The organism is Psychrobacter sp. ANT206 (assembly GCF_056880555.1).
This window is the reverse complement of sequence record NZ_CP096271.1, coordinates 683,859-708,685: the sequence shown is the minus strand read 5'-3', so window position 1 is coordinate 708,685 and position 24,827 is coordinate 683,859. Positions and strand designations below refer to the sequence as shown.

At 43.3% G+C, this 24,827-nt stretch carries 17 protein-coding genes and 2 tRNA genes; 13 read left to right on the top strand and 6 right to left on the bottom strand.

All coding sequences use genetic code 11. The features are described from left to right. Positions 1 to 122: 122 nt before the first annotated feature. The 3 genes from nuoC to ndhC form a co-directional block, all read right to left on the bottom strand. Positions 123 to 1,898 carry an NADH-quinone oxidoreductase subunit C/D gene (gene nuoC, locus M0221_RS03065; RefSeq protein ID WP_483284310.1) on the bottom strand — a complete coding sequence of 592 codons (1,776 nt, stop codon included), beginning with the start codon at positions 1,896 to 1,898 and terminating at the stop codon, positions 123 to 125. Between the two features lie 130 nt (positions 1,899 to 2,028). Next, a complete protein-coding gene (locus M0221_RS03060; protein ID WP_011512925.1) occupies positions 2,029 to 2,697 on the bottom strand; it encodes a NuoB/complex I 20 kDa subunit family protein in 669 nt (222 codons plus the stop codon). 124 nt (positions 2,698 to 2,821) lie between these two features. Further along, positions 2,822 to 3,445 carry an NADH-quinone oxidoreductase subunit A gene (gene ndhC / locus M0221_RS03055; RefSeq protein WP_020442866.1) on the bottom strand — a complete coding sequence of 208 codons (624 nt, stop codon included), beginning with the start codon at positions 3,443 to 3,445 and terminating at the stop codon, positions 2,822 to 2,824. Between the two features lie 1,015 nt (positions 3,446 to 4,460). On the opposite strand from ndhC, the gene M0221_RS03050 reads away from it, so the two are divergent. From M0221_RS03050 to M0221_RS03025, 6 genes are all read left to right on the top strand, one after another. Then, positions 4,461 to 6,494 (top strand): UvrD-helicase domain-containing protein, encoded by a 2,034-nt coding sequence (locus M0221_RS03050; RefSeq protein WP_011512923.1) that lies wholly within the window; start codon positions 4,461 to 4,463, stop codon positions 6,492 to 6,494. A 101-nt stretch (positions 6,495 to 6,595) separates the two neighbouring features. Next, positions 6,596 to 7,999 carry a magnesium transporter gene (gene mgtE / locus M0221_RS03045; protein ID WP_149493050.1) on the top strand — a complete coding sequence of 468 codons (1,404 nt, stop codon included), beginning with the start codon at positions 6,596 to 6,598 and terminating at the stop codon, positions 7,997 to 7,999. 150 nt (positions 8,000 to 8,149) lie between these two features. Further along, positions 8,150 to 8,614 carry a dUTP diphosphatase gene (dut, locus tag M0221_RS03040; RefSeq protein WP_020442863.1) on the top strand — a complete coding sequence of 155 codons (465 nt, stop codon included), beginning with the start codon at positions 8,150 to 8,152 and terminating at the stop codon, positions 8,612 to 8,614. A gap of 103 nt (positions 8,615 to 8,717) precedes the next feature. After that, on the top strand, positions 8,718 to 10,532 hold the full coding sequence (locus tag M0221_RS03035) for a phosphohexomutase domain-containing protein (protein ID WP_483284309.1): 1,815 nt from the start codon (positions 8,718 to 8,720) through the stop codon (positions 10,530 to 10,532). A 100-nt stretch (positions 10,533 to 10,632) separates the two neighbouring features. Beyond that, a complete protein-coding gene (argB, locus tag M0221_RS03030) occupies positions 10,633 to 11,532 on the top strand; it encodes an acetylglutamate kinase (RefSeq protein ID WP_333954912.1) in 900 nt (299 codons plus the stop codon). Between the two features lie 27 nt (positions 11,533 to 11,559). Next, positions 11,560 to 11,793 (top strand): hypothetical protein, encoded by a 234-nt coding sequence (locus tag M0221_RS03025; protein ID WP_483284308.1) that lies wholly within the window; start codon positions 11,560 to 11,562, stop codon positions 11,791 to 11,793. A gap of 31 nt (positions 11,794 to 11,824) precedes the next feature. On the opposite strand, the gene M0221_RS03020 is transcribed toward M0221_RS03025, so the two are convergent. Continuing rightward, positions 11,825 to 12,196, bottom strand: coding sequence for an arsenate reductase (locus M0221_RS03020; protein ID WP_483284307.1), 372 nt, complete (start codon positions 12,194 to 12,196; stop codon positions 11,825 to 11,827). A gap of 226 nt (positions 12,197 to 12,422) precedes the next feature. Between M0221_RS03020 and leuS the strand changes: the two genes are divergently transcribed. From leuS to M0221_RS02985, 7 genes are all read left to right on the top strand, one after another. Then, a complete protein-coding gene (leuS, locus tag M0221_RS03015; protein WP_483284306.1) occupies positions 12,423 to 15,131 on the top strand; it encodes a leucine--tRNA ligase in 2,709 nt (902 codons plus the stop codon). Between the two features lie 113 nt (positions 15,132 to 15,244). After that, positions 15,245 to 15,904, top strand: coding sequence for an LPS-assembly lipoprotein LptE (locus M0221_RS03010; RefSeq protein WP_483284305.1), 660 nt, complete (start codon positions 15,245 to 15,247; stop codon positions 15,902 to 15,904). A 73-nt stretch (positions 15,905 to 15,977) separates the two neighbouring features. Further along, on the top strand, positions 15,978 to 17,054 hold the full coding sequence (gene holA, locus M0221_RS03005; RefSeq protein WP_483284304.1) for a DNA polymerase III subunit delta: 1,077 nt from the start codon (positions 15,978 to 15,980) through the stop codon (positions 17,052 to 17,054). Between the two features lie 235 nt (positions 17,055 to 17,289). Beyond that, positions 17,290 to 18,666, top strand: a complete 1,377-nt coding sequence (locus tag M0221_RS03000; protein WP_483284303.1) for a permuted SH3 domain-containing protein — start codon at positions 17,290 to 17,292, stop codon at positions 18,664 to 18,666. Positions 18,667 to 18,759: 93 nt separating this feature from the next. After that, the gene (locus M0221_RS02995; protein ID WP_483284302.1) at positions 18,760 to 20,757 is read left to right on the top strand and encodes a MacB family efflux pump subunit; all 1,998 of its coding nucleotides are present in this window, start codon (positions 18,760 to 18,762) and stop codon (positions 20,755 to 20,757) included. Between the two features lie 337 nt (positions 20,758 to 21,094). Further along, positions 21,095 to 21,170: transfer RNA gene (locus tag M0221_RS02990), tRNA-Lys, on the top strand. A 156-nt stretch (positions 21,171 to 21,326) separates the two neighbouring features. Next, positions 21,327 to 21,402: transfer RNA gene (locus M0221_RS02985), tRNA-Lys, on the top strand. A gap of 54 nt (positions 21,403 to 21,456) precedes the next feature. Here the strand turns inward: M0221_RS02985 and M0221_RS02980 are convergent. Together M0221_RS02980 and M0221_RS02975 are read right to left on the bottom strand one after the other, a co-directional pair. Continuing rightward, the gene (locus M0221_RS02980; protein ID WP_483284301.1) at positions 21,457 to 22,239 is read right to left on the bottom strand and encodes an MBL fold metallo-hydrolase; all 783 of its coding nucleotides are present in this window, start codon (positions 22,237 to 22,239) and stop codon (positions 21,457 to 21,459) included. 267 nt (positions 22,240 to 22,506) lie between these two features. Continuing rightward, positions 22,507 to 24,594, bottom strand: coding sequence for a catalase (locus tag M0221_RS02975; RefSeq protein WP_483284300.1), 2,088 nt, complete (start codon positions 24,592 to 24,594; stop codon positions 22,507 to 22,509). Between the last annotated feature and the right edge of the window lie 233 nt (positions 24,595 to 24,827).

The following is a 24,827-nucleotide window of genomic DNA, read 5'->3' as shown; positions in this document are numbered from 1 at the left end:
TAAGGTTGCGCTCACGGCGCAATGACAGCGTTTTGGTGTGCCAGTTTGGCGATAATATGTTAATGAACGCGTCGTGCTTTTAATATATAAACGATAATGATAAACGTATAACCACAGACGCTCTAACGGTCACAATCCGCCATCACAATATCAATCGATGCCAAATACATAATGGCATCGGATACCAATGAGCCATTAATAACTGATGGCATCTGCTGCAAATGCGCGAATGTCGGCGTACGAATACGCGTGCGATAGCTCATCGTCGCTTTATCCGAGGTGATGTAATAGCTGTTTAGACCTTTAGTCGCTTCTACAATCGTTGTGCACTCACCCGCTGGCATCACAGGACCCCAAGAAACAGAGATAAAGTGATTAATCAAGGTTTCAATATCGTTCAACGTACGGTCTTTTGGCGGCGGTACTGCCAATGGATGATCCGCCTTATAAGGACCTTGTGGCATATTATCCATACATTGACGGATAATACGTAGCGACTGGCGCATCTCTTCGACTTTGACCATACAGCGATCATAAGCATCGCCGTTATAGCCGACTGGTACTTCGAAATCGTAATTCTCGTATCCCATGTATGGACGCGCTTTACGCAAATCAAAATCTAAACCCGTTGCACGCAAACCTGCGCCAGTCACACCCCAAGCCAATGCTTGCTTGGTATTATATTGGGCAACGCCTTGAGTACGACCTTTAAGCACACTGTTTTGCAATGCTGCTTTAACATACTCATCCAAGCGTTTTGGCATCCAATCTAAGAACTCACGTACCAAACGCTGCCAGCCGCGCGGTAAATCATGCGCTGTACCGCCGATACGGAACCACGCAGGATGCATACGGTAACCGGTTACAGCTTCGATAACGTCATAAGCTTTTTGGCGATCGGTAAACATATAGAATACCGGCGTCATACCACCGGCATCTTGGATAAAGGTACCGACGAATAGTAAGTTGTTGGTAATACGGAAAAACTCACTCATCATCACGCGGATGGTTTCAGCGCGCGGTGGAATAGTTATACCGGCAAGCTTTTCAACCGACATGATATACGGTAGCTCATTCATTACGCCGCCGAGATAGTCGATACGGTCGGTATAAGGAATAAATGAGTGCCACGTTTGACGCTCAGCCATCTTTTCTGCGCCGCGATGGTGATAACCAATATCAGGGATACAATCGACAACTTCTTCGCCATCAAGCTGTAGTACCAAACGGAATGCACCGTGAGCCGATGGATGGTTAGGACCGATGTTCAAGAACATAAAGTCTTCATCACGACCTGAACGCTTCATGCCCCATTCTTCTGGGACAAAGCGCAGGTTTTCTTGCTCATATTGTTGTTTGGCGGTATTCAAGAAATACGGAGTAAACTCAGTTGCCCGCGCATGATATTCTTTGCGCAGTGGATGACCTTCCCAGTATTTTGGCAATAAAATACGCGTTAAATGCGGATGACCAGTAAAGACAATACCAAACATGTCCCAGACTTCGCGCTCATACCAGTTGGCATTGGGCCAAATCTGTGTCGCACTTGGGACGTTTAAATCTTCTTCACTGAGCGCCACTTTGATACGGACATCACTATTACGCTCAAGCGACATCAAGTGATAAAACACCGTAAAATCACTGTCAGGTAAACCTTGACGATGCTGACGTAGACGCTCATCTATCGCTGACAAGTCAAATAACATGACATAAGGTTTTGGCAATTTGCGTAAGAATAAGAGAACGTCTAATAAATCAGCGCGTGCCACCCAAACCGTTGGAATGTCGTCAACCGTGTGCTGCACAACGAACTTACCAGCATATTTTTCTTCCAGCTCTTTGATAACTGCTGGGACAGGCTTGATCCTAGGATCTATGTTTTCGACTACCGTGACCATGAATGATGTCTTCCTTCATTAATCATAACTGAACCATGACAACCATAATAAAAGATGATAATCACAACCAAACTATGATGAGCGTACGCGCACTTCTAACAATTATTAATAACTACGCCAAACTGCTTAACTAAATGCTATCTGGGCTACGTAAGTTTTTCACAGCGATACGATCTGCTTGCTTACGGTCACGCTCAGGCGTCATCTGCGGCTGATAGACACCCTGATCATTGACATGGATACCCAGCGGACGACGTTCTTTAGTAATAGATTCTTGTAATAACATCAAGCCTTGAATCAATGCTTCTGGACGTGGCGGACAACCGGGCACATAGACATCGACAGGGATAATTTTATCCACGCCTTGCACGACTGAATAGATGTCATACATACCGCCCGAGTTGGCACAAGCACCCATCGAGATGACCCATTTTGGCTCAAGCATTTGCTCGTATAGACGTTGAATAACGGGTGCCATTTTAACAAAGCAAGTACCAGCAACAATCATCACATCTGCCTGACGTGGCGAGGCGCGGATAACTTCGGCACCAAAGCGTGATAAATCGTGAACCGCCGTTAAAGTAGTCGCATATTCGACATAACAGCATGAGGTACCAAAGTTAAATGGCCACAGTGAGTGCTTACGCCCCCAGTTTGCTGTTGAATGCACAAGATCTTCTAGACGACCCATAAAGACGTTTTTATTGACTTCATCTTCCATCGGATCATTGACAGTTTGGCTTGTCTGAGCAGGATAGACATCTGCATCAGGGTTGGCTTTTGTTAATGTGTATTTCATAACATACAACCTTTATGTTAAACAAAGTGCGGCAATGATTTGCCCTCACTACTGCCTTAACTTCATTATTAAATAATTTTGTTATTCACGTGCCATGCTAGTAATTAACACGCACTGTTATTCATTAACGCGTCATTTTATCTGTTTGTGCAGACGTCGCAAAGTCCACAGAAGTGACATTGCCCGTGGTATTAATATGATCAATGTTTTGTAAGTGACGACGATTGGTCTCAATATTGTTTGAGACATTAATCTGACCGGAGGACTGCGCAGGTATCTTGCCTGTAGGATCGACCATAAGTTCATCAACACCATCGAACTTGGTGATATCAGCTAAACTAAAGCCTGCGGGTGCAGCATATAGGCGCGCTTTTTTGCGTAGCTTATCAGCCGGTGCCCAGTTCATCGCACCCAGACTCAACTCGTATACCAAGCCAATGATCAAGATGGTGATAAATATAGCGGCAGCAGCAAAACCAAGCCAGCCCGCTTCACGAACTGAGACTGCATAAGCATATAAGTAGAGGGCTTCTAGATCAAAAATAACAAAGAAGATCGCCACCAAATAGAATTTGGCAGACAAACGAATACGGGCGTTGCCAGATCCGACAACACCCGCTTCAAATATCTCTTCTTTTTGTGAGCCATGTGAGCGACCGCCAAGTAGACGCGGGACAACCAACATAAACACAACTAGCGCAATGGCGGCTAAAATAAAAGCAATGGCTGACCAATTAAAAGCAGACATGATAATACGTGCTCCTCACCCAATCGAGTGTTACACGCCGCGCAAGCACCGACCCACATATTAAGGTCGTCAAGCAACAGGCATAACGCAGACGAAAACACAAAGCAACTGTCACTGCACTTAAGCAACTGTCACTGTATTTAAGTAACTGTCATTGAGTCACATGTTAGGTTCTGTACTGGTAACAACCAATTATCAAGCTTATTGACGACGATGTCAGATCTGACCAACTGTAGAGTGTCCGCTCTATATGCGGATAAAGGCTGGTCGCCCAACGCATCTTCTAACAACGTAAGATCAACGTATTAAATCAATGTCATATTCGATAGTTTATTTAATTGATTTAATAGCTCATTACACGTGGTCAACAATGACGTGACAACTGGCATAAATTATTTACGTACTATACGCATATCGGCAATCAAAAGCTAGTTTTTAACTGCATTGAGCGGTCACTTTATCGGCAAAAAAAATAGGTTTTTTTATCCGCAAACTATGCTATAGATTATTCATCATCCTGCTCTAAAAACTTTCTAAAAGTTTAAGGAATATATTATTAATTGACTGCTAACTAAGATGAAAAATCTATATAAAACGCGCAGTTAGTCACAGCTTGTAATTATTTCACTTTCACTTCCATAATGGATAATACTTAAGTCTGACTCCTTATTTTTATTCATGGGAAATGAGCTTGTATTGGCCAAATTTTCGACGGTTTTCATTGAAACAAAATATTTCTCTATGTCATTTTTCAAGACGTACCTTATATATACCTCATAATCTTATATATTCCACGCTACTAACTCCTGCCCAAAAGCCTTGGTTTTGCTTTATAATAACTCACCTAATTTTGCTCGCAGATTGCCTAAAACTTTAAAATTATTCTGTGAGTTACTCTATTTAAAATTCCAATATGCCCTCTATTTTAACGAACGTATTTTTCGCTTGATGGCAGCTAGTGGCATTTTACGATTTACTGCTACCCTCTTTTTGCTTTTGTCTTACAGGTCACGTTATGAGTCAACTTAATCCCAAACAACAAGAAGCCATGCTCTACGTATCTGGTCCGCTACTGGTGTTAGCAGGTGCCGGCTCCGGTAAGACGTCAGTGATTACCCGCAAGATTGCTTATCTGATCGAAGAATGCAATATGCCTGCTGAGCGGATCACGGCGGTGACCTTTACCAATAAAGCGGCGCGTGAAATGAAAGCTCGAGTCAGTAAGCTACTACCGAGTGAAAAGACCCGTGGTCTAACGGTTTCAACCTTTCACCAATTTGGGCTGCAGTTTCTGCGATATGAGCTGCTTCATACGCCATTGAAAGGCAATTTCTCCATTATGGACAGCGACGATAGCAAGCGTTTGCTAATGGAGCTTATGATGCGTGATAACTTAAGCGGCGCTGAAAGTCGTGAGTTGGTTGGTAAAGCAATCAAGATGATTTCTGATTGGAAAAATGATTTGATTGAGCCGGATAAGGCGATGGAAACCTTAGACGATCCAGAAGATATGATTTTTGCGACGCTTTATGCTTTATATGAGCGCAATCTACGGGCTTATAACGCGGTTGATTTTGATGATTTAATTGTATTACCGACCAAAATACTGCGTGAAAATAGAGAGCTACGTGATAAATGGCAAAATCGTATTCGCTATTTGCTGGTCGATGAATATCAAGATACCAATACGGCGCAGTACGAGATGATCAAATATTTGGTCGGACCACAAGGACGCTTTACGGTCGTTGGTGATGATGACCAATCTATTTATGCATGGCGCGGTGCTAAACCTGAAAATATGGGTTTACTTAAAGAGGATTTCCCAAAATTAAAAATCGTCATGCTTGAGCAAAACTATCGCTCGACTACCCGTATTTTGACCTCTGCTAATGCGGTTATTACCAACAATGAGCATTTATTTGAAAAGAAACTCTGGTCAGATAAAGGTCAAGGCGAAAAAATCCGTATTATCAATTGCCGTAATGATGACGATGAATCTGAGCGCGTCGCCAAAGAAATCGTCACGCATAAATTGCGCTTTGGCAATGAGTGGGAACAATATGCCGTTCTTTATCGCAGTAACTTTCAGGCGCGGATGCTAGAGGCACAGTTGCGTCAACTGCAAGTGCCTTATAAATTATCGGGTGGTCAGTCGTTCTTTGCCCGTAGTGAGATCAAAGACGTTATGAGCTACTTACGTCTGATTTTAAACCCAGAAGACGACAGTGCATTTTTGCGCGTGATTAATACGCCCAAGCGAGGTATGGGACCAGCCACGCTTGAGAAGCTTGGCTTATTTTCACAAGAACATAGCATCTCGCTACTGGCATCTTGTACGCATGCCGGTCTGGCCCACGTTTTACCGTCGAAATCTTATAGTACTTTAAAGGAGTTTGGCGACTTTATTGAACATTATACTCGTGAGCTTGATCAACATCCTGACCCTGTGCCAATCGTCCGTCAAATGATTGATGAGACCGGCTATATTGATTTTGTGCGTAGTGACTCTAAAACACCACAGCAAGAAAAAAACCGCATTGATAATATCGACATGCTTTATACCAGTATTCAATCGCTGATTAATCGCGCCGAAGAAGACGAAGATCGGACGATTGATACCATTATTCGCAAGCTGGTATTGCTTGATATGCTGGAGCAGCAGCAGGAAGAAGAAAACACCAATAAAGTTAATCTAATGACCTTACATGCGGCAAAAGGCTTGGAGTTTGATTTTGTTTATATCATGGGGCTTGAGGAAGAGATGCTACCGCACCGCAACTCTATCCTAAGCGAGACGGTCGAAGAGGAACGGCGCTTGATGTATGTGGGCATTACTCGCGCGCGTCGCGAGCTAACTTTGACATTAGCCACTCAGCGACGTGCTGGTGGTCAAATGCGCGTCACTTCTGAATCACGATTTTTAGATGAGTTGCCAGAGGATCATATCGATTGGCCTGCCAAAGCAAAAAAACAAAAAGCCACTAAAGACCCCGCAGCAGTTGCTGATGAATACTTGGCTAATATTCGGGCTTTATTGGGCAATCGATAATGTTTAACCATTAAAAAGCCAACAAATATAACTCACTTATTGAACGTTAAGCTTAGATCTTAGTCATTATTATTTATATATTTTGAAAACTTGGAACTTTTATGCCCGCTCCTACGCCGAATTCTGCACGACCATCGACACGACAGGGAGATTATAATCCGGCTGAATCTAACGCTGAGTATAAACTACTCTATTTGCAAGAGTTGGTTGCGGACAAGGCATATGAGGCGATTACTGAGTTTTTAGGGAAGCAGTCAGAATATGAGATTGCCAACTTACTAGAGTCGTTCCCAACTCAGAGCCGACTACTGATTTGGGCACAAGTACCAGAAAATATCAAAGGTGAAGTATTAGCTGAGCTAGAGTTTGATACACGCCAGCCATTGATGGAAAATATCTCGTCAAAAGAGATATCGCTGTTTACTCAAGATCTTGATGCACAAGATATCTCAGAGATTTTAGACACCGTTACCGAAAGCGTGCGTACTTCGGTGATGGCGACTTTGGATGAAGACATACGCATTCAGGTCAATAAACTCGATACCTATGCCGACTGGGAAGTTGGCAGCTATATGGATCCTGAGCTTATTCAAGTCCAAGAAGACATGACGCTGGCTGATGTTCAAAACTGGCTGCGAGAAGATATTGAGCTGCTTGATGATGAAAGCCAAGAGCTGTTGGTTGTCGATCAAAGCCAGCAACTGCTTGGCTTATTAAGTCTGGCTGATTTGATTAAGCATGACCAAAGCACCTTAGTGGCTGATTTGATTGATAGCGCTATTACCATCAATGATCGCTTGGACATTCAAGATGCGGCGGCGATTTTTCGCTCAGAAGACATTCGTTTTGCCCCAGTTATTAACAGTCATGGCGAGCTAGTCGGTCAACTAAACGGTGAGGACATCATGGAAATCATCCAAGATGATGTCGACAGTACCATGAAAAACCTTGCTGGTGTCAGTCAAGACGAAGAGCTGTTCGCACCTATTTTGACCAGTGCAAAAAGCCGTAGTATTTGGCTTGGTATCAATTTATGTACGGCACTATTAGCCGCTGCTGTAATTGGACAGTTTGAAGCCGTATTAGCAAAAGTGGTGGCACTGGCGATTCTTATGCCCGTAGTTGCCAGTATGGGCGGTATTGCAGGCTCGCAGACGCTTACCGTCGTCATTCGCGGTATGGCAATGGGACAAATCGGTGGCTCTAACCGCGTATGGTTATTAAATAAAGAGCTGTGGGTTGGGGCGATAAACGGTATCATATGGGCGATAATTATGGCGTTTATTGCGCAATTGTGGTTTCATAACATTAAAATCAGCGCGGTTATCGGTCTAGCGATTGCGATTAATATGACCGCTGCTAATGTCTCGGGCATTAGTATTCCACTGATGCTAAAGCGCATGAATATTGATCCGGCATTATCTGCCTCTGTTATCCTCACCACGGTAACGGACATTGTTGGCTTTATGTCGTTTTTGGGCCTAGCAAGTATACTGATTCTTTAATCAATCGCTTATTAAAATTTAGAAACTAGAAGTTAAAAATCATCAGCTATTTATAAAAATAGTTGTTGTTAAGCAATTAAATTTAAAAATTAGGGCCCGCCCTAAATTCATTCTGTTTATAAAACCATTAAATCGTTAAGTGAGTGCGTTATGCAAGCTGTACAAGTTAAAGTCTTAAACCCTAAAATCACTGAAGATAAAGCGTTTTCTTTGCCTACTCGTGCCACTGACGGCAGCGCAGGTATTGATTTGCGCGCTTGTATTGATGAGCCTTTAACGATTAAAGCGGGTGCTACCCATTTGATTGGTACTGGTTTGGCGGTTTATATACAAGATCCTAACTTTGCAGGTATGATTTTACCGCGTTCAGGTCTTGGACATAAGCATGGTATTGTTTTGGGTAACTTGGTTGGACTTATCGATGCGGACTATCAAGGTGAGCTGATGGTCAGTATTTGGAATCGTAGTCAGGAAGACTTTGTATTAAGTCCTGCAGAACGCATGGCACAATATGTGGTTGTCCCTGTTGCCCGTCCTGAATTTGAAGTCGTGACAGAATTTAGTGATACCAGCGCACGTGGTGCTGGTGGTTTTGGACACTCCGGTCGTCAGTAGTAGCGATTCTAAAATAACGATCAGCTATACGCCTAATACTCTTAGACGATTTATTTTTCATCAACCATTAGCATATCAATCACGACAATAAGGAGAGTAAGCGATGCCGTATTTTGCTAAACAGCACTCCTTATTTCGTGCTTATGATATTCGCGGTTCGCGCCAGTATTTTACTGATGATTTTGTTCAAGCTTTAGGGTACGCCTTTGCGCATCTTTATTGCATTCAACAAGACAGTGATAACAAAAAAAATATCGTCGTGATTGGCTGTGATGTACGCCATGATAGTGACGTTATTGCTCAAAACCTTGCCACTATATTGATCCAATGCGGTCTAAAAGTTATCCAATTGGGACTGATTACCACGCCTATGATGGTATTTTGGGCTGAGCAATATCAGGGACACGGTATTATCGTAACTGCCAGTCATTCTGCGAGAGATGTTTTAGGTATTAAGTGGTTGGTCAATCATCAATCCCCTAGCGTTGAAGAAATTCAAATGCTTTACCAGCAAGTGACTCAGCAGCAACTAGCTCTACGTTCTTTAGACAACAGCATGCTTGAAAAAAGTGGTTTGCCTAAAGATGGTCTGCAAGAAACTGGTTTTGAAATCACTGATTTTCAAAAAATGATCGTTAAAAAAGACAATCAAAAAGGCTATAAAGCGTCAAGCACTCCACGACATGTAGTGGATAACCCTATTAGCAATCAGCAAATGTCTTTATCGCCTGAGCAAGTAGCAGCGCATTATATCGATGCTATTGTGCAAGTGTTCAAAGCACTCTATCCGCATGATAACCAATCATTTCTTACTAAGGTAGATTTGGTGGTTGTTATCGATTGTATGCATGGTGCGACCAGTCATATCGCTCAGCAATTATTTGAGCGATATTGCCAAAATGTCATCATGCTTAATAACGTCCCAAACGGAGATTTTCCTGCTGGTAATCCCGATCCTACCGAGCCAAATCGGCTCACACAGTTGCAGCAAAGCGTCGTTAATCATCAGGCAGATATAGGTATCGCCTTTGACGGTGATGGCGACCGACTAATGATCGTCGATAATACAGGTAAGGTAGTCACACCCGATCACTTGCTCTACTTATTAGCAAGGGTGATATTGACTGAGCGTCCAGTCGCTTGTACCCAGTTGCAATCTCCGCCACAAATTCTCTTTGATATTAAATGTTCGCATCATTTGCCGAAGCTACTGACTGAGCTTGGCGCAGAACCTATCATCAGCAAAACTGGCAGTAGTCTAATGCGCCAACAGATACAGGCCTCTGCTGGGCAAATCGTATTTGCTGGAGAGTTATCGGGGCATTTTATCTTTAACGACAGTCGCTTTATTGTCTATGATGATGCCATATATGCAGCTTTAAGACTGTTGCATTGGCTGGCAGCTGGTAACTCAAATAGTCTAAATCCTACAACAAATCTTGCTAATATCATCTATCAATTACCAAACATTGTCAGTACTGCCGATCATTATTTACCGCTGCCAGTAAGTACGTCAACCGATTGCTCAATCATTGAGCAGCTAACTCGACTATGCGTGTACTTACAACAACTCATGAAAGTAACCGCTCCGCTGCCTATTCAAGCTGAATATCAAGTACTCAGTACCTGTCAGCGGACGATTTGTAGTTGCTCTATAAAAAGCCTCCCTATTGGCATAGAGCAAGCCAAAGACTTATTGCCAATAGGTACAACTCTGAGCTGTATTGATGGCGTGCGTCTAGATTTCGCCCATGGTTTTGGCGTACTGCGTCAATCTAATACCAGTCACAATTTAACCGCGCGCTTTGCAGGAGACAGCATGGCATATCTACAAGATATTCAAGCAAAGTTTGCCGCACTATGTTTTCCTTTTGATGAAAATCTAGCTGCGCAGATTGTAGCTATTTCCCCTCAGTAGTCAGTTATCAAAACTATTTTTTATCACAAATGTAACTTTGTTATTTATGACTTTTTATAACAACAACCAATCGCTTAACACCGTATTTTAGGAGTTTATAATGACCTTGAATTTAGATGAAGCCAAAATTACTGCTGAAGTCTTGACCACCGCCCTGCCCTATATTCAACGCTTCGTCGATAAAATCATTGTGGTCAAATACGGCGGCAATGCCATGACCGATCCTGCGCTTGAAAGCTCATTTGCCCGAGATATCGTCCTACTCAAAACCGTTGGTATGCATCCGGTGGTCGTACATGGTGGCGGTCCACAAGTGGATAATTTATTAAAAGAGCTTGGGCGGCACTCAGACCGTATCGATGGGATGCGCGTTACTGACAAGGACACCATGGATATCGTCGAGATGGTACTTGGCGGCAATGTTAATAAATCGATTGTGAGCTTGATCAATAAACATGGCGGCTGCGCCATCGGTTTGACGGGTAAAGATGCCAACTTAATCTTGGCTAAAAAATTGATGATGGAAAAAATCGGCGCAGATGGTGTTGCTGTACCGGTAGATTTGGGTTTTGTCGGGGATGTGGTTAGCGTCAATAAAGACGTGATTAATATGCTGATTGCTTCTGACTTTATCCCTGTTATCGCCCCTCTGGGCGTCGATGAAGAAGGCAATACTTATAATATCAATGCGGATTTGGTCGCTGGTAAAGTCGCCGAATTCTTGCAGGCAGAGAAACTCATGCTTTTAACCAATATCAAAGGGGTACTGGGTCGTGATGGCGAAGTCGTGACTGGTTTGACGCCTAAAACTGTGGACAGCCTAATTGAAGATGGTACGATTTCAGGCGGCATGATTCCTAAAATTCAGTGTGCGCTTGATGCGGTTCGTAGCGGCGTAAAAAGTGCCGTTATCGTCGATGGGCGCGTACCGCATGCAACGTTGTTAGAGATTTTTACCAACGAAGGTGTTGGTACACTAATCAGTCGAGATCTAGGCTAATCATTGGCCGAATAACAGGAGTGAATCATGGCATTGTGGCTTTGGTGTCTACTTTTTATCTTGGAAAGCCTATACTGCTGGTGGATTATTGGCTATGGTGGCGCAAAATGGATAGAAGGGTGGAAGTCATTTTTCCTCATTGAGTGGTTTGCACTAGATTGGAATGCCGAACAAATTCGCTTTTACGTCTTGCTTATATGGCTCGCAAGTGTGCTTTGGTTTATTTTAGCTGTTATAAAGCCCGAGCTAAGAGGTTCTTAGCTCGGGCTTTATTGATGGTAGCAGTAGGCTTTTACGAAAAAACTTTATCAAACTCAGCTTCACTAAAGCCGCATAATAATATTGGCTGATTTTTATCTACCCGCTCACCTACAACTATCGGACGCTTAATCATACTTGTATTTTCAATAAGTAAATCAATGGATTTATCCACATCGCTATCCGCCGCTTGCTTTTGAGCATCTTCTAGCTTACGCCATGTCGTTCCGCGCTTGTTTAATACTTTATCAATACCTAGGCTATCCACCCAGCGCTGTATCGTTTCTTTATCAATACCCTGTTTTTTATAATCATGAAAGTTATAGCTAACGCCCAACTCATCAAGCTTGGTAAAGGCTTTTTTCATGGTGCTACAAGATTTTATACCGTAAATGGTGATGGTCATAATGTCTCCTTGTCAATGAACGTTACTGTTTATTATACTCAAATAATGCTCGAAGCTGGCACATGGCAAATGTGGATATCGGAAAGCAGCGAATGCAAGCCGAAAAGCCACTAGGTAATCAATGAAAGGCGACATCCTATCGTCGCAATTTTCCCCAAATTACGCTATGCTATGGCATTATAAAATTTCACCCCATTTATCTGTAATAACCGATTCCGAGCCAACTATGACCAACGCCGTAACAGCAGAAACTGCTAATACTAATAATACTTCTAGCGACAAGACCCAATATCAGCCGCAACTTATCGAAGCGCAGCAGCAAGCCAAATGGGCAACAGATAAGCGTTTTGAAGTCAGCAATGAGCCAAGTGATAAACCAAGCCGTTATATGCTGTCAATGTTCCCGTACCCAAGCGGCAAACTGCATATGGGTCACGTACGTAACTATACCATCTCTGATGTGTTGAGCCGTTATTATCGCCTCAAAGGTTATGAAGTCATGCAGCCAATGGGCTGGGATGGTTTTGGCTTGCCAGCAGAAAACGCTGCGATTGCCAATCAGACGCCGCCTGCTAAATGGACGTTTGAGAATATCGACAGTATGCGCGCCCAGCTAAAATTGCTTGGCTTGTCTATTGACTGGTCACGTGAATTTGCCACTTGTAGCCCTGAGTATTATCAGTGGGAGCAGTGGTTGTTTTTGCAGTTATACAAAAAAGGCTTGGTCTATAAAAAGCTTGCGACCGTCAACTGGGATCCAATCGACAATACTGTATTAGCCAACGAGCAAGTCATCGATGGTAAAGGCTGGCGTAGTGGCGCTATGGTCGAAAAGCGTGATATTCCGATGTATTATTTTAACATCACTGATTATGCTGATGAGTTGCTTGATGATTTGGATCAGCTAGAGGGTCACTGGCCATCTGAAGTAATTACTATGCAGCGCAATTGGATTGGTCGTAGCTCAGGTATGGAAGCGCATTTCCCTTATGAGCTGGCTGGCCAAAGCAATAGCTTAGACGTCTTTACCACTCGCCCTGATACCTTGATGGGTGTCACTTATGTTGCCGTTGCTGCAGAGCACCCGCTAGCCCAATATGCCTCAGAGAACAATAAAGCGATTGCAGATTTTTGCGCCCTTTGTAAAAAAGGTTCGGTTGCAGAAGCTGATCTTGCTAAAGCCGAAAAAATCGGTATGGATACGGGTCTAACCGTGACCCATCCATTGACTGGCGAAGAAGTGCCTGTTTGGGTTGCCAATTATGTACTTATGAGCTATGGCTCAGGTGCGGTAATGGCAGTACCTGCTCACGATGAGCGCGACTATGAGTTTGCAACCAAATACAACTTACCGATTAAGCAAGTCATTGACATTCCTGCAGGGTATTTTGATGCGTTAGAAGCATATGCAAAGGCGAACGATACTGAGATTAATCGTGCTTATACCGAACGCAATACTTTGGTCAATTCAGGTGAATTTGATGGTTTAGATTTCGAACAAGCGTTTGCAGCGATGCTAACCAAACTTGAGCCTCAAAAGCTTGCCAAGAAAAAAATTCAATACCGTCTCCGTGATTGGGGTGTTTCACGCCAGCGTTATTGGGGTTGCCCTATCCCAATGGTCAACTGTGAGCATTGCGGTACCGTGCCAGTTGAAGAACAAGACTTGCCGGTTGTCTTGCCAACTGACGTCGTCCCTGACGGTCGTGGCAATCCACTAAAAAACATCCCAGAATTTGTGAATACCACTTGCCCTAAATGTGGCAATCCTGCTGATCGCGAAACCGATACCTTTGATACCTTTGTAGAATCAAGCTGGTACTATGCGCGCTTTGCCAGCCCACACGATACAACCAATATGGTCAATAAATCTGCCGCCAATAAATGGTTGCCAGTTGACCAATATATCGGTGGTGTCGAGCACGCGGTTATGCATCTGCTTTATGCGCGCTTCTTCCACAAGCTCATGCGTGATGAAAACTTGGTATCAGGCGATGAGCCATTTGCCAATTTGATGACTCAAGGAATGGTACTTGCAGGTACTTTCTACCGCGTGAATAGCGATGGCAGTACCACTTATTACTTTACCGAAGACATCGATATTGACTTTAACGAGCGCGGTCAGCCGATTAAAGCCATCCTAAAATCAGATGGACAGCCGGTAACGATTGGCAAAATCGAAAAAATGTCAAAGTCAAAAAATAATGGTGTCGACCCGCAGCTTACCATCGATAAATATGGCGCGGATACGGTTCGTCTTTATACCTTATTTACTGCTCCTGCCGATCAAACGCTTGAATGGTCAGATGATGCATTAAAAGGTCCTTATAACTTTGTGAAAAAAGTATGGCGTATTGCTTCTGAGCATATCCAAGCGTTAACTGATGCCAACTTAAGTCTTGAATCGCTCAATAGTGATGCTTTAAATACGGATAGCTTAAGTAAAGAAGCTAAAGCCTTGCGTCGTAAGACGCATGAAACTATTGGCAAGATTGATAGTGACTTGGGTAAACGTCTAGCACTCAATACGCCAGTTTCTAGCCTAATGGAGCTTGCTAATGAGCTGAGTAACTTTAAAGCAAGCAGTGAACAAGATCTGCAAGTACAGCACGAAGCCTTGACTGATTTATTGATTATGCTGTCGGTATATGCGCCACACATTGGCGAGCATTTACTTGAGCAATTAGGGCTTGATACCGTCACCTTAAATTACCCTGCGGTAGACGAGCGCGCACTGGTACAAGATATGATTACCATGGTGATTCAGGTCAATGGAAAAATGCGCGGCAAAATGGATGTGGCACCAAACAGCGACCCTGAGCAGCTAAAAGCACAGGCACGGGCGATTGAAGGTGTGGCAAAGTTCCTGACTGGCGAGATCAAAAAAGAAATCGTCGTACCGAATAAACTGGTTAATATCGTGGTTGCTGGTTAGAGATAATTAAACGCGGATATTTTAGGTTTTCTTATCATAATAAGAATAGCGATTATGACGAATAAACACCATGCTATGTCGTCATATCAAACAACATGTAAGGGAAAAAGCACATGCCTAATAAGTCGAATAGACAGAAACTAGCGACCGCATTACTTGCATCTCTGCCAATGCTTGCCATCGTTGGGGCGACTGCCAGTCTTAATGGCTGTGGCTTTCAACTACGCGGTTATAATGCGCCCATGCTGTTTGATGTGGCGAAGACCGCGGTAATTATCGAAGATAATCGCACCGCATTCCCACTGAAGCTGCCGCTCACAAAACGCCTTGAGGCATTGGGCGTTGATGTCATTACTAACATGACATTGACTGATGTGGCTAGTAACAATCAAAACGTAGGCGCTGAAACCATCGCTGCGATTACTGTCAATAACGTACGTTTTAAGCGTTATGAATTGGTCGGCGTATTAACAGAAATTCGCTTAGTGATATCAGCCGATGTTAGCTATCAAAGCATAGATAATGGTAAGCCTGTAACGCTCAGTAATCCGATTCAAGTTGAACGTAGCTATCAGTATAACGAAGCGTCAGTGAGCACCGACGATCAGCAAGGTGATCAAATTCGTGAATGGCTCTATGACAGTTTAGCAAGACGTATCACCGATCAATATGTCGCGATTGCATTGCCAAAGGTGACACCTGCCAGCGCCACTACTTCTGTGCAAATCGGTAAAGGTACAGGCGCTACGGCAATTCTTGTACCCAAACCTTAATATGGCTCCAATGTAGCTTAGCAATTTTTTGGCTTTGCTTTTTTATTCACAACTTTGTGTGCGTCAGCCTTTTATGCAAGATACTTTTATACAAGCTTATCCAAAGCTACAGCGATCCTCAGTTGCTGTAGCAGGCTTGTGGCTAGCACATGGTGATGAGCCATTATTAAGTCAATGGCTCATCGATGCGCTGCGTCCACATTGGCGCGCGCAGAATTACGCCATTAAGCGTATTGAGCTTATATCGGTTAAGAGCTGGCAAGAAGTATTGTCAGAGCTTGGCAGCCAGTCTTTATTTGATGATGCCAGTGCATTGATTGTCACAGGCAACCATAAACCTGATAAGGCAGTCATTACAGAACTTGAACGCTTTGCACAGGACGCTCAAGCAGGCAGCCACAGTCATAGCTTATTATGGTTGACCCCAAAACAAGACAAACGCGCTCAGAGCAGCAAGTGGTTCACGCCATTTGCGCAATATGGTCACGTCATCGATTGTAATTTGTATAATGAGCAGCAGCGTCAGCAGTTATTGCAGATACAAGCGCAGCAGTTTGGCTTAAAGCTATCGCAAGAAGCGTGGCAGCTACTCATGTCACATACTGAGCATCATTTGCTCAGTGCCTATCAAACCTTATGGCGTTTATCCTATTTGTTTGCCCCACAACTCATGGCAAATAATGATGCTGCCATTCAAGAAACTACAAACTCTAGCCCGCACCTATCGCAGGTCGCACTAGATATTAATGACTTACAAGCGGCATTGGTCAGCGATGCGCAGTTTAGCGTGTTTGATTTGTCCGATGCGATGCTTGCTGGCAATAGTGCCCAAGTCGCTAAAATCATATTTCAGCTCAAAGCCACGGATGAGCCAACAACCTTAGTATTATGGGCAATCAGTAAAGACATGCGACAAATCATGCAACTGATGGATGGACAAGATCCGCAAGCCCTAGGTATTTGGCGCAGTAAACAAGGCTTATATCAGCAAGCCTGTCGTCGTCAGGCAAAAGCGCAAACAGCAGCGTGGCCTGCTCTGCTTTATCGCTGTGATCAGGCAATCAAAGGTCTTATCATCCAGCCAGCATGGGAGTTATTACTACAAGCTGCGTTAGAGTTATCAGGAAAACGTTTATTCCCTACTAAATAGCCAAAGTGATGAATTCTTAGTTATTTATCAGTCAGTAACCAATAATACCTCTAAGAACGATATTATTTCTTAACCTGCTTTTTCAACGATAAACTTCCTGCACAAATCCAAATCTCTTCTGCAAAACCTGCCTCAATATTTCTTCTTAACCTTTCGCAAACTAACTCCCATTCCCTTTTGTCCATCGAGCCTCTATTATAGTTACATTTGATTTTCTTGTTATTGGATTGTCGTCATGCGCAAAATTAGCAAAAACTCTGCTATTAAATGGGGCATTATTGCCCTCGTCATCATCGCTTTAGGGGTTTTAGCCTACAAAACCTTAAAACCAAAAGAAGTAACACCCAACTATCTAACAGCGACTGCTGAGATTGGCGATATCGAAAATAACGTTATGGCATCGGGTAAAGTTAAGGCTTTAAATACCGTCGATGTTGGTGCGCAAGTATCTGGTGAAGTGACGCGACTATTCGTTGAAGTCGGTGATGAAGTGCAAAAAGGCGATTTGATTGCGCAGATTGACCAAGTAACGCAGAAGAACAGTCTGAGCAATGAGCAAGCAAGCCTTGAGCAAAGTGAAGCGGCGCTACAAAGTGCACGAGCTGAGTCATTAAGTCGTCAAGCAGGTTTAAAAAGTGCGCAGGCAGATCTTGCCAGCCGCCAAGCTGAGTTAAGACAAGCGCAAGCAGATTTTTCACGCTTGCAAGGCTTACTCGCTATCGACGCGATATCACAGCAGGATTATGATACTCAAGGGACAAAGGTACAAACTGCGCAGGCAGCAGTCGCCAATGCGCGTGCCTCTATCGATACTGCTAAAGCCGCTATTGCCACTACTGCAGCGAATATCAATAGTCAACAGGCGGCATTACGTAAATCTCAAACCAACGTCAGCACCGCGCAAGAAGATTTAAGCTACACCACCATTCGCGCGCCGATGTCAGGTACTGTAGTATCGGTAACGACTGAGCAAGGGACGACGGTCAATGCCAATCAAAGTGCACCGACCATTGTTACCTTAGCTGATTTATCTACCGTGCGCATCAATGCTCAAATCTCTGAAGCTGACGTCATTAATGTCAAAGCGGGCTTGCCTGTTTATTTTAATATCATCGGTAATCCCGACCAAAAATATGATTCGATCCTTAAAGCGATTGAACCGGCTCCTGAAAAAATCAGTGATACCAGCTCGACCGATGCTGCCATTTATTATGTCGGTTATATTGAAGTGCCCAATACCGAGCGCCGCTTTCGTATTGATATGACCGCGCAAGTTTATATTGTCATTAACCAAGCCAAAGACGCGCTGCTTATCCCTTCTGCCGCACTGCAACCTGCCGGTAAAACTGGAAAATCTAAAAATTCAAAAAATCTGACTACTAAGAATACTACGGCGAATGCTGACAGTGATTCTACGGCGACTATGGCAAATGTACGCGTTCTTAAAGCTGATGGCACAGTGGTTGAACAAACTGTCAAAGTCGGTATCAATAACCGCGTCAATGCGGAGATATTGAGCGGTCTTAAGAAGGGTGACGAGGTTATCTTAAGCGAAGAGGGACCAGATAGTGGCAGCAAAGGCAGTGGTGGCAGAGGCGGCCGACCATTTTAGCCCTAACTCCAGAATCAGATAGAACAAGATTTAAATGAATTTAAATTAGCGACAAATCAGCTTTGATATTGATTAAGATAAGCAGGATAGTAAATGAGCAGCCAAGATCTTTATGCTAACGCCGTTACTGATAAGCCTTTGATGCAAGTCAAAGGCTTGATTAGAGAGTTTAAAGCCGGCGAGCAGACCATTCGTGTATTGCACGATATCAATCTAACCATCCATCAAGGCGAGATGGTGGCTATTATTGGACAATCAGGCTCAGGCAAATCAACCTTGATGAATATTTTGGGCTGCTTGGATCAAGCGACTGCCGGCGATTATCAAGTATTTGGTCAATCCGTGAATCGTTTAGTCCCTGATGAGCTGGCAAAACTGCGCCGTGAACACTTTGGTTTTATTTTTCAGCGTTACCATCTATTGGGTGACATCAGTGCCCGTGACAATGTCTCTGTGCCTGCTGTCTATGCAGGGATGGATGGTCAAGCGCGCAATGAGCGTGCCGAAAAGCTCTTATCAGACTTGGGACTGGCGGACAAAGTCAATAATCGCCCAAGCCAGTTATCGGGTGGTCAGCAGCAGCGTGTGTCTATCGCAAGGGCATTGATGAACGGCGGTGATATTATCTTAGCGGATGAGCCGACAGGCGCGCTAGATAGCAAGTCAGGCAAAGATGTCGTACAAATTTTAAAAGACTTAAATGCGCAAGGTCATACCATTATTATGGTAACGCATGACCCCAGTCTTGCTGCTCAAGCTGAACGCGTGATTGAAATCAAAGACGGTTATATCATTGCCGATTATAAAAACGAAGACTATCAGCGTCCAGCAGCACAACCTGCGTCGATAATAGACAAACACCGTAAAAGTGCTTTTGGCAGCTTTATCGACCGCTTGCTTGAATCGTTTAAAATGTCTTTACTTGCTATGCGTGCGCACAAAATGCGTACTCTGCTGACAATGCTAGGTATCATCATTGGTATCGCCTCTGTGGTGTCGGTTGTCGGGCTCGGTAAAGGCTCACAAGAGCAGATATTATCCAATATCAGCTCACTAGGTACCAATACCATCACAGTCACCGACGGCTACCCTTACGGCGATCCTAGACGTCAGTATAATGATGATAACTTGACCCCACAGGATGCCCAAGCGGTTGCAGATCAGCCTTATGTACTTAGTGTCAGTCCACAGCTGAATAGCAATATGAGCGTCCGCTATCGTAATGTCCAAGAAGCCGCCAGTATCAGCGGAGTAGGTAAAGATTATCTCGATGTCAGTGGTGAAACATTGGCAATGGGTCAAGGCTTTGATGAACAAAGTATCTTACGCCGCACCCAAGATATTATTATCGACAGCAATGCACATAAAACCTTCTTTCCTACTATAGCAAACCCTATCGGTGAGGTACTATTGATAGGTAGTGTTCCTGGACGCGTGATCGGGGTACTGGCACCAAACGAAGGCGGATTTAGTAGAAGCGTCGACACCCCTACTTTATATATGCCCTATACCACTATGATGTCACGGCTCATAGGCAGCGCCTATATCGAGAGTTTTATTGCGCTGATTGATAATAACATCTCCTCTTCTGCCGCTGAGTCTGCCATCTCAGATCTGATGACAAGCCGTCACGGTACCGATGATTTTCGCATACGTAACTCCGACTCTATCCGTCAAACCATTGAGTCTACAACGGCAGCATTGACCCTGCTGATATCCTCTATCGCCATTATCTCGCTAATTGTCGGCGGTATTGGCGTCATGAATATCATGCTGGTATCCGTAACCGAGCGCACCAATGAGATTGGCGTACGTATGGCAGTCGGTGCTCGTCAAAGCGATATCATGCAGCAGTTTTTGATTGAGGCCATTTTGGTCTGTATATTAGGTGGTTTATTAGGTATTGGTATGGCGTTTGCTATTGGTGAGCTAATTAACCGTGTTGGTGGTGATAGCTTTAAAGTCATTTATTCTTCGACCTCCATTATTGCCGCCTTTGTCTGCTCGACGCTTATTGGTGTGGTTTTTGGCTTTTTACCAGCACGCAATGCTGCCAAATTGGATCCTGTTGAAGCGCTCTCTAGAGATTAGTAAGATTTTAAGCAAAAATTTTCAAACATCATTTTTAAAATAACAAACTATCAGCGATAATAGGTGACTCGATAGCCAAAAAAGGCTTAAAGTTAAAAAACATTCATTATTATCTAAGATTTTTAACTTTTTTGCTGATTCGGGGTTGTATTTGTCTTAATTATATATATAATGTGCTCTCACGTTTAGAGATACAAATTACCTAAATGTGAAACGAGTTTGATGCCTCTTTTGATATTGAGTAGTCAATAAAGAAAGACCTTAAGCTTACCGAAAATTCCCTTAAAAGAATTTTCACTTGTAGAGTTAAAAAGCAGTGCTTTTTTTATACTCTTCAGGGCCGATAGCTCAGTTGGTAGAGCAGTTGACTTTTAATCAATTGGTCCCGCGTTCGAGTCGCGGTCGGCCCACCATCTTTAGTATTACCCTTATTATATATAATACCCTATCCGGTAGTAGTATAATAAGTTTAAAGACATACTTTTTGATGTCTAGTTTTAATAAATTTCCCTTTAAGGAAATTTATCTTGCGAAGCTAAAATTGTCATGCAATTTTTTAACGCTTCTCAGGGCCGATAGCTCAGTTGGTAGAGCAGTTGACTTTTAATCAATTGGTCCCGCGTTCGAGTCGCGGTCGGCCCACCATATTTAGGAAAGCCCAATCATCTATTGATTGGGCTTTTTTTTTGTATTATTTGATTAAGGGGTATCTACTCTTTTACGAGCAAATTTAACTTGTGCAAGCATGAGCTTAAAACCATTTTGTAACGTTGTTTTGCGTGGTTCATTCGGTGCCCGTTCTATCAATTTTTCAAAGTCTTTATCGCTAAGCTTAACTCTTTTATCATGCGCCAGTAATAAAGTATCTGGTTGCAGTGCTTTTACCTTGTCCAATGACGCGCGGTAAGCGTCAGGTAAGGTAATTAAATAAGGCGAGACAAATCTATTTTTGATGATTAATATGAGATCTGCGGTATACGCCTGCTTGCTTTGCGGATGCCATAAAGACAAGTCCCGATCGGTATGCCCTGGCGTCTCCAAGACGATCCAATCGTCAAAATTTGGCACACGGTCGCCATTTTCAACAGTGATATCCGCTTTTAAAATGGGGTGGTACCAAACGTTGGTCATAGACTTATTTTGGCGACTGGCGACATAATAAGTCAATCCCAAATCATTCAGATGGGCAATTCTACCCAAAACACCATGATACCAAGGCTTGTCGGACATTGCGGTAACTATCTGACAGCCAGTTTTTTGCTGCAACAGCTTAGCGCCGCCCGCATGATCGGGATGCATGTGAGTGACCATGACTGTCTTAAGTTGCTCAACTGGACGTTTTAGAGTGTCGGTAATATACGCTAAAATCTTATCGACATCACATCGACACCCTGAATCTAATAATAATAACTTGTCAGGATAAACCGCCATATACGTTGTCTGAATATATCCCTCTATCGCAACGATATCTACTAAACTCATAATATCCCTTTATCTAATATAACGCTTATATTAGCCATTTAAATATCCATATATGAAAGCAAAGGCTATATTTAACCAGCTTATTCATTGCCGTATTCTTGATGTTATTAAGCAATATGATTGATTATTATAACGTTCAATAAAGATTTAGAAGTGATATTCAGTGAACGCTTGTGACTAAAAATTATTTAGGCTGAAGAATAAAAAAACCCAGCACAGTGGCTGAGTTCATTGTTGGAGATTTAAATACGAATATATTAAGCCAAATTAAGCTAAGTCACGAACCTTTGGCTCACGTTCCCATAAGCGCGATTTGGCATTTTCAATAAAGACGTCCACATCAGATAGTGGCGTGACGAACGCATCTTTTTCAATCGGCAGCTTACTTAAGATAAACTCGTCCGTTGCCCCGCAATAAGAAATCGCTTTACAGTGTACATAAGCATCCGTGAACCAATCTAACGTAGCACTGTCTTTAGCCAACTTCTTAGCTTGGTCAGGCATGATGATACTAACCACGGCATCAAACATCACGGATGGACCCCCTGCTACGCGCTCATCAGCTTGTATGATAGTATCATCGTCCAATTTGACTTCTTTATTCGGTGCAATAATTTTGACACTAGCACCTTGCGCTTGCGCTGCCTTCTCATACTTCTCTATTTCACTATGCTTTGAGCCTTCCGCTACCAAAATACCAATCATGCGACCCTTTAAGCTCTTAGGTGACAGACCAATCGTTCTTACGGCAGGAGAGACTTCCATATCTTGAATAGGTGCGGCAGATTCAGCAGCTTCCGGCAGCTCCATACCCAATGCTTTTGCTACGCGACTTGCCAAATCTTCATCGATATTACGTAGATGACTAAGCATACGACTACGGACATGCGCTGTATCTACTTTACCTAGCTCAAAAGCATAGGCTGAGGCAATATGTGCTTGTTCAACTGTCGTTTGGCTGCGATAGAACATACGTGGCTGACTATAATGATCCGCGAAGCTCTCAGCGCGCACGCGACCTTTAACACCATCATCTAGCGTCTCAGCAAAAGACGCAAAGCCTTTCTTCACACTCTCACGTGGTCTGGTAGGATCAAGACTTTGTGGCTCATAAAGCACGCGCGTTTTTGGTACTTGCATCTGCATATGACCATCTTGCTGATTATTAGCAAACGGACATTTTGGTGCATTGATTGGAATTTGTGCAAAATTTGGTGAGCCTAAGCGCGATAACTGAGTGTCCAAGTAGCTGAACAGACGACCTTGTAATAAGGGATCATTACTAAAATCGATACCCGGTGGTACATGCGATGGACAGAAAGCCACTTGTTCTGTTTCAGCAAAGAAATTATCAGGATAACGATTTAGTACCATTTTACCAACGATTTTGACGGTCACCATTTCTTCTGGAATCAGCTTGGTCGCATCTAAATGATCGAACGGAAAGTCATTGGCTTCTTCTTCCGTGAATAATTGCACGCCAAATTCCCATTCAGGGAAATCACCGTTATTAATCGATTCAAACAAATCGCGGCGATGATAATCAGGATCGGCACCAGAGATTTTTACCGCTTCATCCCATGTCGTTGATTGTACGCCAAGCACTGGTTTCCAGTGGAAACGCATAAAGGTACTTTTGCCTTCTTTATTAATTAGGCGATAACTATGAATACCAAAACCTTCAATCATGCGTAAGCTACGTGGTATCCCGCGATCACTCATCAACCAAATGACGTTGTGCATGGTTTCAGGACTTAATGATACAAAGTCCCAAAACGTATCATGAGCGGACGCCGCTTGCGGAAAACCACGATCCGGCTCAGGTTTGACTGCATGGACAAGATCTGGGAATTTCATTGCATCTTGGATAAAGAAAATCGGCATGTCATTACCGACCAAATCCCAGTTGCCTTCTTCGGTATAAACTTTTACTGAAAACCCACGTACATCACGCGGTGTATCTTTTGAGCCTTTACTACCTGCAACAGTTGAAAAACGTGTAAATAATGGGGTTTGCTTACCGGTTTCAGTCAAAATTTTAGCCGTGGTATATTCTTCTAATGATTCGGTCAGCTCAAAATAACCGTGTGCGGCACTACCACGCGCATGCACAATACGCTCAGGAATACGCTCATGATCAAAGTGATGGATCTTTTCACGTAAGACAAAATCCTCTAATAGCGTTGGACCGCGCGGTCCTGCTTTGAGTGAGTTTTGATTGTCCGAAATTGGTACACCCTGTTGGGTAGTCAGTACTTTGGTGTCATCACCTGCACGTTGATGGGTTTCACCACCATTGCCACGTTCCATATTCATGTCTTTAGCGGGGTCGGTATGATCAATATTCTTATTCATAAAATATCCTAGCTAGCTGATGAGTAAAAATGGACTATAACTAGACCATTTAATAAGCGCTAACACAGTTTTTATATCCGTAGCGATAGTGGCGACTTCAAATGTCCGTTTATTTTCTGTGTTGTAGCACGGTTAAAGATAAAAACTGATTCAAGCACTCTTGAGATAGCAATGCTGAGCTCAACAATTATCTTACTCAAAAATCTTGCTCAGGTATGTCAACTATATGGTTA

What these genes read in the sequence shown, in the direction of transcription:
- nuoC (WP_483284310.1), bottom strand. Translation starts at nt 1,898, where the DNA reads ATGGTCACGGTAGTCGAAAACATAGATCCTAGGATCAAGCCTGTCCCA.
- M0221_RS03060 (WP_011512925.1), bottom strand. Translation starts at nt 2,697, where the DNA reads ATGAAATACACATTAACAAAAGCCAACCCTGATGCAGATGTCTATCCT.
- ndhC (WP_020442866.1), bottom strand. Translation starts at nt 3,445, where the DNA reads ATGTCTGCTTTTAATTGGTCAGCCATTGCTTTTATTTTAGCCGCCATT.
- M0221_RS03050 (WP_011512923.1), top strand. Translation starts at nt 4,461, where the DNA reads ATGAGTCAACTTAATCCCAAACAACAAGAAGCCATGCTCTACGTATCT.
- mgtE (WP_149493050.1), top strand. Translation starts at nt 6,596, where the DNA reads ATGCCCGCTCCTACGCCGAATTCTGCACGACCATCGACACGACAGGGA.
- dut (WP_020442863.1), top strand. Translation starts at nt 8,150, where the DNA reads ATGCAAGCTGTACAAGTTAAAGTCTTAAACCCTAAAATCACTGAAGAT.
- M0221_RS03035 (WP_483284309.1), top strand. Translation starts at nt 8,718, where the DNA reads ATGCCGTATTTTGCTAAACAGCACTCCTTATTTCGTGCTTATGATATT.
- argB (WP_333954912.1), top strand. Translation starts at nt 10,633, where the DNA reads ATGACCTTGAATTTAGATGAAGCCAAAATTACTGCTGAAGTCTTGACC.
- M0221_RS03025 (WP_483284308.1), top strand. Translation starts at nt 11,560, where the DNA reads ATGGCATTGTGGCTTTGGTGTCTACTTTTTATCTTGGAAAGCCTATAC.
- M0221_RS03020 (WP_483284307.1), bottom strand. Translation starts at nt 12,196, where the DNA reads ATGACCATCACCATTTACGGTATAAAATCTTGTAGCACCATGAAAAAA.
- leuS (WP_483284306.1), top strand. Translation starts at nt 12,423, where the DNA reads ATGACCAACGCCGTAACAGCAGAAACTGCTAATACTAATAATACTTCT.
- M0221_RS03010 (WP_483284305.1), top strand. Translation starts at nt 15,245, where the DNA reads ATGCCTAATAAGTCGAATAGACAGAAACTAGCGACCGCATTACTTGCA.
- holA (WP_483284304.1), top strand. Translation starts at nt 15,978, where the DNA reads ATGCAAGATACTTTTATACAAGCTTATCCAAAGCTACAGCGATCCTCA.
- M0221_RS03000 (WP_483284303.1), top strand. Translation starts at nt 17,290, where the DNA reads ATGCGCAAAATTAGCAAAAACTCTGCTATTAAATGGGGCATTATTGCC.
- M0221_RS02995 (WP_483284302.1), top strand. Translation starts at nt 18,760, where the DNA reads ATGAGCAGCCAAGATCTTTATGCTAACGCCGTTACTGATAAGCCTTTG.
- M0221_RS02980 (WP_483284301.1), bottom strand. Translation starts at nt 22,239, where the DNA reads ATGAGTTTAGTAGATATCGTTGCGATAGAGGGATATATTCAGACAACG.
- M0221_RS02975 (WP_483284300.1), bottom strand. Translation starts at nt 24,594, where the DNA reads ATGAATAAGAATATTGATCATACCGACCCCGCTAAAGACATGAATATG.